The sequence below is a fragment of the uncultured Tepidimonas sp. genome (genome assembly GCF_938045175.1).
GTDB lineage: Bacteria > Pseudomonadota > Gammaproteobacteria > Burkholderiales > Burkholderiaceae_C > Tepidimonas.
In genome coordinates this window covers 1-9,494 of sequence record NZ_CALIND010000149.1, presented here as the reverse complement: position 1 = coordinate 9,494, position 9,494 = coordinate 1, and the positions used below count along the sequence as shown (strand labels likewise).

The following is a 9,494-nucleotide window of genomic DNA, read 5'->3' as shown; positions in this document are numbered from 1 at the left end:
GCGCTCTACCGCTACGCCAACACGGCAGATGCGATGTGGGGCTACCGGGGGCCACGCGGCGGGCGGGATTGGACGTGGGCGGGGCGCTGGGCGGCCCGCACCGATGACGTGCTGTCGTGGCTTCCCGCGCGGCTGACCGCGCTGCTGCTGTGGGGCACGCGTCCCCGCTGTGCGTCGGCCCCCACAAAGGGGCACACGTGGCGTTGGCGCCAATTGCGCGCGCAGGCGCGTCGCACGCCGTCGCCCAACGGTGGCTGGCCCATGGCCGCTTTGGCCCTCGGGTTGGGGGTTGGTTTGCGCAAGCCGGGCGTGTATGTGCTGAATGAGGCCGGGCGTGCGCCCCAGCCCGCCGATACCGCATGCGCACTGCGCTGGTGTCAGTCGGTGGTATCGCTGCTGGCAGTGGGGGCGCTGGTGGCCCTGCTGGCCGGCCTGTCCGCGGAGGGATGGAGATGAGGAGAGAGGGTGTGCCCACAGCCACGCCCACGCACGGTGGCCCCGATGCAGCGGGCGTGGCACGGTGGGATTTTTCCACCAACGCCAACGCCTGCGGCCCCTGGTCGGTTGCGCTGGCGGCGGTACAGGGCGCGGATGCCGACCGGTACCCCGACCCCGCCTACACCGCGTTGCGGGCGCAGCTGGCGCAGCGCCACGGTGTGTCTCCCGAACGGGTGTTGATCGCGGCCAGCGCGAGCGAGGCCATCCGGCGCGTGACCGCCTGGGGCGCGCGCCGTGGGGCTCGCTGCGTGTGGGTGCCCGAGCACGGCTACGGTGAGTATGCCGCCGCAGCGGCGAGCTGGGGCTTGGCGTGCGCGGCCCAGCCGGCATCGGCGGACGTGGTGTGGCTGTGCGATCCCGGCAGCCCGCTGGGAGAAGAGGCCCCCCCCGCACGGGTGCACGCGGCCCAAAGCGCAGCCGGGGCGGGCGCCGCTGTGGTGGTCGATCTGGCCTATGACCCGCTGCGCCTGTCGGGCCAAAGCTTCACCACCCGTTGGGGGGCTGACTGGTTGTGGCAGTTGTGGTCGCCCAACAAGGCGCTGGGGCTGACGGGTGTGCGCGGCGCGTACCTGATCGCGCCTGCCGGTGCCGAGCCGATGGTCGCCGAATTGCAGGCCTTGGCGCCCTCGTGGCCGGTTGGAGCGCACGGGGTGGCCATGCTCGAGGCCTGGTGTGACCCCGCGTGCGAGCCGTGGTTGCTGACGTGCCGAGCGACCCTGGCGCAGTGGCGTGACGCGCTGGCCGAACGTTTGTGCGGCCTGGGCTGGGCCGTGCGCCCGAGCGCGGCGCCGTTTTTCGTCGCGCGGCCGCCGCAGCCCATCGATGTCCATGCGTTGCGCGCGCACGGGGTCAAGCTGCGCGATGCCACCTCGTTTGGCCTGCCCGGCTGGTGGCGTCTGAGCGCCCAGCCACCCGCGGCCGTGGACGCCCTGCAGCGAGCGCTGCGGGCCGAGGCACCCGAAGTGGGGAGGGCGGCATGAGCGCGGTGTGCATCATGGTCTGGGGTACCTCCAGTGGTGCGGGCAAGAGCTGGCTGGCCACGGCGCTGTGCCGGTACTACGCGCGGCGCGGTTGGCGCGTGGCCCCGTTCAAGGCGCAAAACATGAGCAACAATGCCCGCGTGGTGGCCGGGGGCGAGATGGGGGCGGCGCAGTATTTTCAAGCGCTGGCGGCGGGGGTCGAGCCCGACGTGCGCATGAACCCGGTGCTGCTCAAGCCCGAGGCCGACACGCGCAGCCAGGTGGTGGTGTGGGGCCAGGTCGATGCCGCGCTGAGCGCCATGCCATGGCGGCAGCGCAGCGCTGCCCTATGGCCGCGGGTGCAGGCGGCGCTGGATGAGCTGCGCGCGCGCCATCAGGTCGTCGTCATCGAAGGCGCAGGGTCCCCGGCCGAGATCAACCTGCAGCCCAGCGACATCGTCAACCTGCGGGTGGCCGCGCATGCCGATGCGCGTTGCCTCTTGGTCAGCGACATCGACCGTGGCGGTGCTTTCGCCCACTTGTACGGCACCTGGGCCTTGCTGCCGCCGGATCAGCGCGCGCGCTTGCGTGGGTTCGTGCTCAACAAATTTCGCGGCGACCCCGCGCTGCTGGCCCCGGCGCCCGAGCAACTGCACGCACTGACCGGGGTGCCTACGCTGGGGGTGCTGCCGTTGTGGCGCGACCACGGCCTGCCGGAAGAGGACGGCGTTTTCGACGACCGCGCGCGGGGCGACGGGTCGGCACGGCAGACGGTCGCCATCGTGGCCTACCCGCGCATCAGCAACCTGGATGAGTTTCAGCCCCTGACCCGCGTGCCGGGCCTGCGCGTGGTGTGGGCGCGCACGCCCGCCGACTGCACCGGTGCGGACTGGATCATTCTGCCGGGTTCCAAGGCCACGGCGGCCGACCTGGCTTGGCTGCGCGCGCAGGGGCTCGATCACGCCGTCGTCGCGCACGCACGCGCGGGACGCGCGGTGTTGGGCATCTGCGGCGGTCTGCAGATGCTGGGTGAGGCGCTCATCGACCCGCATGGCATCGACGGCAACGCGGCCGGGCTGGGGCTGCTGCCGCTGGTGACCGTCTTTGCCCTGGACAAGACGGTGCAGCGCGCCGAGGCCACCTTCGGCACGTTGGGCGCGCCGTGGTCGGCGCTGTCGGGTGTGGCCGTGCGCGGTTATGAAATCCACCACGGTCAGACCGCGATCCACCCCGCCCTGGCAGGGCAGGGTCGCGAGGTGCTGCCCGGGCTGGTCTGGCAGAGCGCCGACGGGTGCGTGCTCGGTTGCTACCTGCACGGCCTGTTCGAAAATGACGCCGTCCTGCGCGCCCTGTGGGGCACCGGCGTGCCGTCGCTGGCATCGGTTTTCGACGCGTTGGCCGACACGGTGCAAGCGCACCTCGGGGCCGACACGCTGGATCGTTTGTTGACTTGAAGGAAAGCCCATGAGCCTGTCATTGCCCACCATCGACGACATCGACGACACCGTCCTTGCGGCGCGCCTGCAGCGCGCGCTGGACGACAAGACCAAGCCCCAGGGGTCGCTGGGACGGTTGGAGGCGCTGGCCCTGCGCATCGGACTGATTTTGGGCACCGGCGCACCCACGCTGCAGGCGCCGCAGTTGGTGGTATGCGCCGCCGATCACGGGCTGGCGGCGCACGGCGTGTCGGCCTATCCCAGCGATGTGACGTGGCAGATGGTGGAAAACTTTCTGGCCGGGGGCGCGGCGGTGAGCGTGCTGGCGCGCCAACACGGGTTGGCGCTGACCGTCGTGGACTGCGGCGTGCGGCACGACTTCGCGCTGCGGCCGGGATTGCGGCACGCCAAGATCGCCCCTGGCAGCGCCGACGCGCTGCAGGGCCCGGCCATGAGCATGGCCCAGTGCGAGGCGGCGCTTGCCAACGGCATGGCGCTGGTGCGTGATTTGCCCGGCAATGTGGTACTGCTGGGCGAGATGGGCATCGGCAACACCTCGGCGGCCTCACTGTTGATGAGCCGCTTGACGGGGCTCGACATCGCCGACTGCACCGGCGCGGGCACGGGCCTGGACGCAGCGGGGGTGCAGCGCAAGATCGCGCTGCTGCGCCAGGTGCTGGCGCGCCACGCGACGGCGCACGAGCCGCTGGCCGCACTGGCGGCCCTGGGAGGCTTCGAGATCGCGACCCTGGTGGGGGTGGTGTTGCAGGCTGCGGCCGAGCGGCGCGTGATCGTGGTCGATGGTTTCATCACCACCGCGGCGGTGCTGGTGGCCGCGCGACTGGCCCCCGCGGTGCTGCAGCGCTGCGTCTTTGCGCACCGCTCGGGCGAGCGCGGGCACGCGCTGCTGCTGGCGCACCTGAAGGCCGAACCGCTGCTCGACCTCGGGCTGCGCCTGGGTGAGGGGTCGGGGGCGGCGCTGGCGTGGCCGCTGCTGGTGTCGGCGTGCGCGATCCTGCGCGAGATGGCCAGCTTCGATGCGGCCGGTGTGGCGCGCCGTGCCGACATTGCGCCCGCGCACTGAGAGGGACGGCCGATGCTCGCGCGCGCCGTGCGGCACTGGTTGTTGGCGCTGCAGTTCTTCACCCGCATTCCGGTGACAGGGCGATTGGCGCAGTGGGTGGGCTACTCGCCCGCCATGCTGCGCGCGAGCGCGGCCCATTTCCCGGGCGTGGGCTGGGTGGTGGGCGCGTGGTCCGCGCTGGTGCTGGTGGTTTCCGCGTGGGCGTTGCCAGCGCAGCCCGCGTCGGCCTGGGTGGCAGCGGTACTGTGCACGGCGGCCGGGGTCTGGCTGACGGGGGCGTTTCACGAAGATGGGCTGGCCGACACCGCCGATGCGCTGGGTGGGATGGTCGAGCGTGAGCGCGCCCTGGTCATCATGAAGGATTCGCGCATCGGCAGTTACGGGGCGGTGGCGCTGGTGCTGGCGCTGCTGACCAAAGTGGGGCTGCTCGCGCTGCTGGAGCAGTCGGGCCTGGTCTGGGCGGCGGCGGGCGTGCTGGGGGCGCATGTCACCTCGCGTTGGGCACCGCTGTGGATCATCCACGCCCTGCCTTACGTCGGCGATGCCGACGGCTCCAAATCCAAGCCGCTGGCGGACGCGCTGGACGCGGGCGCGCTGTGGGTGGGGACGGGTTGGTGGCTGGCGGCCATCGGCGTGACCCTGGCGCTGCAACCGTCGTGGCGCTGGCTGGGTCCGGTGCTGGCCGCACTGCTCGCGCTGGCGCTGATGCGGCGCTGGTTGGCTCGGCGGCTGCAGGGCTTCACCGGCGACACCCTCGGCGCCACCCAGCAGGTGACCGAGTTGGCGTTCTACCTGGGATTGGCCGTCGCGCTGGGCGTGTCCGTCCCTGTCGGGGGGTGAGGACATGCGCCTGTGGCTCGTTCGGCACGCGCGCACCGGGCTGACCTCCGACGTCTGCTGTGGCCGTACGGATGCGCCGGCCGACCCGGAAGCGACGGCGCAAGCCGCCCAGCGGCTGCATGCGGTGCTGCCGCCAGCGTTCGTGTGGTGGGTGTCCCCGCTGATCCGGGCATGGCAGCTCGCGCAAGCCCTGCAAGCCCTGCGCCCCGCGCTGCCCGCGCCGCTGGCGGATGCGCGCTTGGCCGAGTTCGATTTCGGTGCATGGGAGGGGCGCCGTTGGGACGACGTGCCGCGCGCCGAGCTCGATGCCTGGGCGGGCGATTTTGCGCACGCGCGCCCGGGTGGGGGCGAGTCGGTGGCGGCGCTGCTAGCGCGCGTGCGGCAGGCGCTGCATGCGTCGCTTATCAAAGGGGGCGTGGAGGGTGTCTGGATCACCCATGCCGGGGTGATCCGCGCCGTGCGCTACACCCTGTGTGCAGGCGAGCAGGCGCTGCCGTGCAGCGCGCACGAATGGCCCGTTGATGCGCCCGCCTGTGGCGAGTGGACCTGCGTCACGCTGCCAGAAGGCACGCACAGCCCAGCTCGACCCTAGGACTTTCCCTAGGTTTGGGCGATGGCGGGCGGTTTTTCAGTTCGCCGTAAGGCTGGCTCAGGATAGTCCGCCAGGAAACATTGCGAATGTCCAGCGATGTTCCGGCCGGCGGTCCGTACCGCCGATTCGAAACGTGTATCCGAGGAGAACGTACCCATGTCCAACGACAGCAACGCGCGGGCTTATTGGTCTGCGACGCTGGGACTGCTGACCAAAGTGCTGGTCATCTGGTTCCTGGTGTCCTACGGCGCTGGCATTTTGTTTGCCGATGCGCTCAACGCCATCAAACTGGGTGGCTATCCGCTCGGTTTCTGGTTTGCCCAGCAGGGCTCGATTTATGTCTTCATCGCTTTGATCTTCTGGTACGCGGCGCAGATGCGCAAGATCGATCAGAAGTTCGGCATGTCCGAAGACTGATGCGGAGGCACCGAACATGAGTCTGCAACTTTGGACCTATCTCGTCGTCGGCGCCACGTTTGCGCTCTACATCGGCATTGCCGTGTGGTCGCGCGCTGGCAGCACGTCCGACTTCTACGTGGCTGGCGGCGGCGTGCACCCCGTCACCAACGGCATGGCAACTGCCGCCGACTGGATGTCGGCGGCGTCGTTCATCTCGATGGCTGGCCTGATTTCCAACATGGGCTACGGCGGCTCCGTGTTCCTGATGGGTTGGACCGGTGGCTACGTGCTGCTGGCGTGCCTGCTCGCGCCGTATCTGCGCAAGTTTGGCAAGTTCACCGTGCCCGAGTTCATCGGTGATCGCTACTACTCGAAGACCGCGCGCAACGTGGGCGTGATCTGCCTGTTGGTGGCCTCCATCACCTACATCATCGGCCAGATGACCGGGGTCGGCGTGACCTTCTCGCGCTTCCTGGGCGTGTCCAGCGACATGGGCATCTACATCGGCATGGCGATCGTGTTTGCCTACGCGGTGTTCGGCGGCATGAAGGGCATCACCTACACCCAGGTGGCGCAGTACATCGTGCTGATCCTGGCCTACCTGGTGCCGGCGCTGTTCATCTCGCTGGCGCTCACCGGCAACGTGCTGCCGCAGCTGGGTCTGGGCTCGAATTTGGCGGGCACCGACGTGGCGTTGCTGGCCAAGCTCGACCAGGTGCTCAACGACCTGGGCTTTGGTGCCTACACCACGTCGGTGGCGGGCAGCAAGCTCAACATGTTCTTCTACACCGTGTCGCTGATGATCGGCACCGCGGGCTTGCCGCACGTGATCGTGCGCTTCTTCACCGTGCCCAAGGTGGCTGATGCGCGCGCGTCGGCTGGCTGGGCGCTGGTGTTCATCGCGCTGCTGTACACCACCGCGCCGGCGGTGGGGGCGATGGCGCGCCTGAACCTGATCGGCACCGTCAACACCGCGGTGGGCGTGGAGCCCGACCCGGCGGGTGGCATCCGCGTCAATCCGGAGAAGGTCAAGGCTCAGGCCGATCTGCTCGCCCCGGAAGCTGCGCTGCCCTACGAGCAACGTCCGGACTGGTTCAAGCGCTGGGAAAAGACCGGTCTGCTCAAGTTCGAGGACAAGAACGGTGACGGCCGCATCCAGTTCTACAACGACAAGACCAAGAGCGAGGCCGTCAAGGCCAAGGCCGAGGCGGCGGGCCTCAAGGGCAACGAACTGACGGTGAACGCCGACATCATCGTGCTGGCCAACCCCGAGATCGCGCTGCTGCCCAACTGGGTGATCGCGCTCGTGGCTGCTGGTGGTCTGGCGGCGGCGCTGTCCACCGCGGCCGGTCTGTTGCTGGCCATCTCGTCGGCCATCTCGCACGACCTGATCAAGGGCGCCATCAAGCCCGACATCAGCGAGAAAGGCGAGCTGCTGGCAGGCAAGATCGCCATGGCCGGTGCCATCGTCGTGGCGGGCTATCTGGGGCTCAATCCCCCGGGCTTCGCGGCGGGTACCGTGGCGCTGGCGTTCGGTATCGCGGCCTCCACCATCTTCCCCGCGCTCATGATGGGCATCTTCAGCAAGAAGGTGACCGGCTCTGGCGCGGTGGCGGGGATGCTCAGCGGCCTGTTCGTCACGCTGTTCTACGTCTTTGCGCACAAGGGCATCTTCTTCGTCAAGGGCACCGAATACCTGGATCTGATTGGCGGCGCCAACAGCTTCTTTGGTATCACCCCGGAAGCCTTCGGTACCGTGGGCGCGATCGTCAACTTCGTGGTCGCGTTTGCCGTTAGCGCCATCTCCAAGCCGGTTCCGGCCCACATTCAGGAGCTGGTCGAGTCGGTTCGCGTGCCCAAGGGCGCGGGTTCCGCGGTGGCTCACTAAACGGGTCGTATCTGGGTTGCCAGCGGCGGCCCAGACCCGCGACAATCAGCCCCGTCGGCGCCGCCGGCGGGGCTTTTTTCTGGTGACACCATGGTGAGCATCTACCCAATCAAAATTTTGTTTTTTCTGGCGCTCTTTCCCGTGGCATTCTTTTGGCTGCGGCGGGCGTGGCGCATCGCGTTTCGGCGCGACTTTTCGGAAGTCGCGCTCAAGAAAGGGGAGCCGCCAGCGGATGCCGAGCGCTGGGCCCCCTACGAGCTGGCGATCAACTTGGTGGGGGGGGCGGTGCTCGTGGGCGTGATTCTGTCGGTCCTGATGGGCTGGCTGGAGTATCAGACTTGGGTGGCCATTGCCGGGACGACGCTGTGGATGAAGATTTTTCTGTCGTTTGCCCTCGGGCGGCACGCGCACGGGATCGGTCAGCCGCGCTCGCGCGTGCGCTGAGGCGCGTCGCACTGGCGCTCGGGTTGCTGTCATCGGCTGTGGCGTTCGCGTCCGCGTTGCCGACATCGCCGCCAGCGTGGACCGATGAGCCGCCCCAACTGTCGCGCTGGATCGAAGCGGGCTGGCAGTCCGAGCAAGCGCACGACCCGGCCTTGGCGGCCGCGTGGTACTGCCGCGCCGCCCGCCATGGCAGCGCGCAGGCATACCACCGGCTCGGCATGCTGTTGGGGGCATTCTCGCTCGACGAGGTGGGGCAGGCCGCGGGCGTGGCGTCGCTGCGTCAGGCGGCCCAACTCGGATACGCCGACGCGCTGGCCGATCTGGAGCGCGCCCTGGCGCAGCGGCCCGATGCCCGCGGTGGCGATCCGGGTGACCTGCCCGAGTGCCTGCGCGGGGGGGAGCCACCGTCCCTGACCATCGCCACGGCGGCGCCCGCGGTGGCGGTGCCGTCGGTGGTGCCGCACGAGGTGGTGGCACACTACGTGGCCAATTTACCGGCCGACAAACGGCGCCACGCCCTGATGATCCAGCGCCTGGCCCCGCAGTTTGCCGTCGATGGGCGCTTGGCGCTGGCTATCGCGCGTGCCGAGTCCAATTTCGAGCCGCGTGCCGTCTCGCCGCGCAATGCGCAGGGCTTGATGCAACTGATTCCCAGCACGGCCGAGCGCTTTGGCGTGCGCAATGCGTTCGACCCCGAGCAAAACGTGCGTGGGGGACTGTCGTACCTGCGCTGGTTGCTCGAGCGCTTCGACGGTGACGTGGCGCTGGTGTCGGCCGCGTACAACGCCGGTGAAGGGGTGGTCGACCGCTTTGGCGGTGTGCCGCCTTACGCCGAGACGCGAGCCTACGTGCAGCGCATCCTGAATTTTTATCGCGCCAGCCGCCACGCCGCGCCCGGGCGCGACTGATACGGGCTCGGGCGCCGGTTCAGTGTGCCTCGCGCTCCTCCAGGCTTTGGCGGATGAGGGTGGCGATCTCCTCGATCGACTTGTGCGTGGTCGACAGCACCGGAATCCCCGCGCGGCGCATCAGCGCTTCGGCCTCGCGCACCTCGTAGCGGCAGTTCTCTAGGCTCGCGTAGCGGGAGTGGGGCCGGCGTTCGTGCCGAATCTCGCTCAGCCGCTGGGGGTCGATGGTCAGGCCGAACAGTTTTTTCTTGTGTGGCAGCAGCGCCGGCGGCAGTTGGCGGCGCTCGAAATCCTCGGGGATCAAGGGGTAGTTCGACGCCTTGAGCCCGAACTGCATCGCCAGGTATAACGAGGTTGGCGTCTTGCCGCTGCGGCTCACTCCCACCAGGATGACGTCGGACTTTTCCAGGTTGGCGTTGGTTTGGCCATCGTCGTGCTCCAAGGTG

General features: G+C 69.1%; 11 protein-coding genes. 10 read left to right on the top strand and 1 reads right to left on the bottom strand.

The genetic code is table 11. The features are described from left to right. The 10 genes from Q0716_RS07875 to Q0716_RS07830 all read left to right on the top strand — a co-directional run. The coding region (locus Q0716_RS07875; RefSeq protein ID WP_299021664.1) for a cobalamin biosynthesis protein at positions 1-456 on the top strand (456 nt) is incomplete at its 5' end. Between the two features lie 11 nt (positions 457-467). Continuing rightward, entirely contained in the window at positions 468-1,478 is a 1,011-nt protein-coding gene (locus Q0716_RS07870; RefSeq protein ID WP_299021661.1) for an aminotransferase class I/II-fold pyridoxal phosphate-dependent enzyme, read from the top strand. Beyond that, positions 1,475-2,911: a cobyric acid synthase gene (locus tag Q0716_RS07865; protein ID WP_299021658.1), complete on the top strand. Its 1,437-nt coding sequence runs from the start codon at positions 1,475-1,477 to the stop codon at positions 2,909-2,911. Before Q0716_RS07870 ends, Q0716_RS07865 begins: the two co-directional genes overlap by 4 nt. Positions 2,912-2,921: 10 nt before the next feature. After that, a complete protein-coding gene (gene cobT, locus Q0716_RS07860; protein ID WP_299021655.1) occupies positions 2,922-3,977 on the top strand; it encodes a nicotinate-nucleotide--dimethylbenzimidazole phosphoribosyltransferase in 1,056 nt (351 codons plus the stop codon). Between the two features lie 12 nt (positions 3,978-3,989). Then, complete coding sequence (cobS, locus tag Q0716_RS07855; RefSeq protein WP_299021653.1) at positions 3,990-4,817, top strand: adenosylcobinamide-GDP ribazoletransferase; 828 nt, start codon at positions 3,990-3,992, stop codon at positions 4,815-4,817. Positions 4,818-4,821: 4 nt separating this feature from the next. Next, on the top strand, positions 4,822-5,409 hold the full coding sequence (locus Q0716_RS07850; protein WP_299021652.1) for a histidine phosphatase family protein: 588 nt from the start codon (positions 4,822-4,824) through the stop codon (positions 5,407-5,409). A 156-nt stretch (positions 5,410-5,565) separates the two neighbouring features. Then, positions 5,566-5,826, top strand: a complete 261-nt coding sequence (locus Q0716_RS07845) for a DUF4212 domain-containing protein (protein ID WP_299021651.1) — start codon at positions 5,566-5,568, stop codon at positions 5,824-5,826. A gap of 16 nt (positions 5,827-5,842) precedes the next feature. Then, positions 5,843-7,696 (top strand): sodium:solute symporter family protein, encoded by a 1,854-nt coding sequence (locus tag Q0716_RS07840; RefSeq protein ID WP_299021649.1) that lies wholly within the window; start codon positions 5,843-5,845, stop codon positions 7,694-7,696. Between the two features lie 90 nt (positions 7,697-7,786). Then, the gene (locus tag Q0716_RS07835; protein ID WP_299021647.1) at positions 7,787-8,140 is read left to right on the top strand and encodes a hypothetical protein; all 354 of its coding nucleotides are present in this window, start codon (positions 7,787-7,789) and stop codon (positions 8,138-8,140) included. Between the two features lie 38 nt (positions 8,141-8,178). Continuing rightward, positions 8,179-9,048 carry a lytic transglycosylase domain-containing protein gene (locus Q0716_RS07830; protein WP_299021646.1) on the top strand — a complete coding sequence of 290 codons (870 nt, stop codon included), beginning with the start codon at positions 8,179-8,181 and terminating at the stop codon, positions 9,046-9,048. Positions 9,049-9,067: 19 nt separating this feature from the next. Here the strand turns inward: Q0716_RS07830 and Q0716_RS07825 are convergent. Further along, positions 9,068-9,494: kinase/pyrophosphorylase (locus Q0716_RS07825; RefSeq protein WP_299021644.1), on the bottom strand; the 427-nt coding region annotated here is incomplete at its 5' end.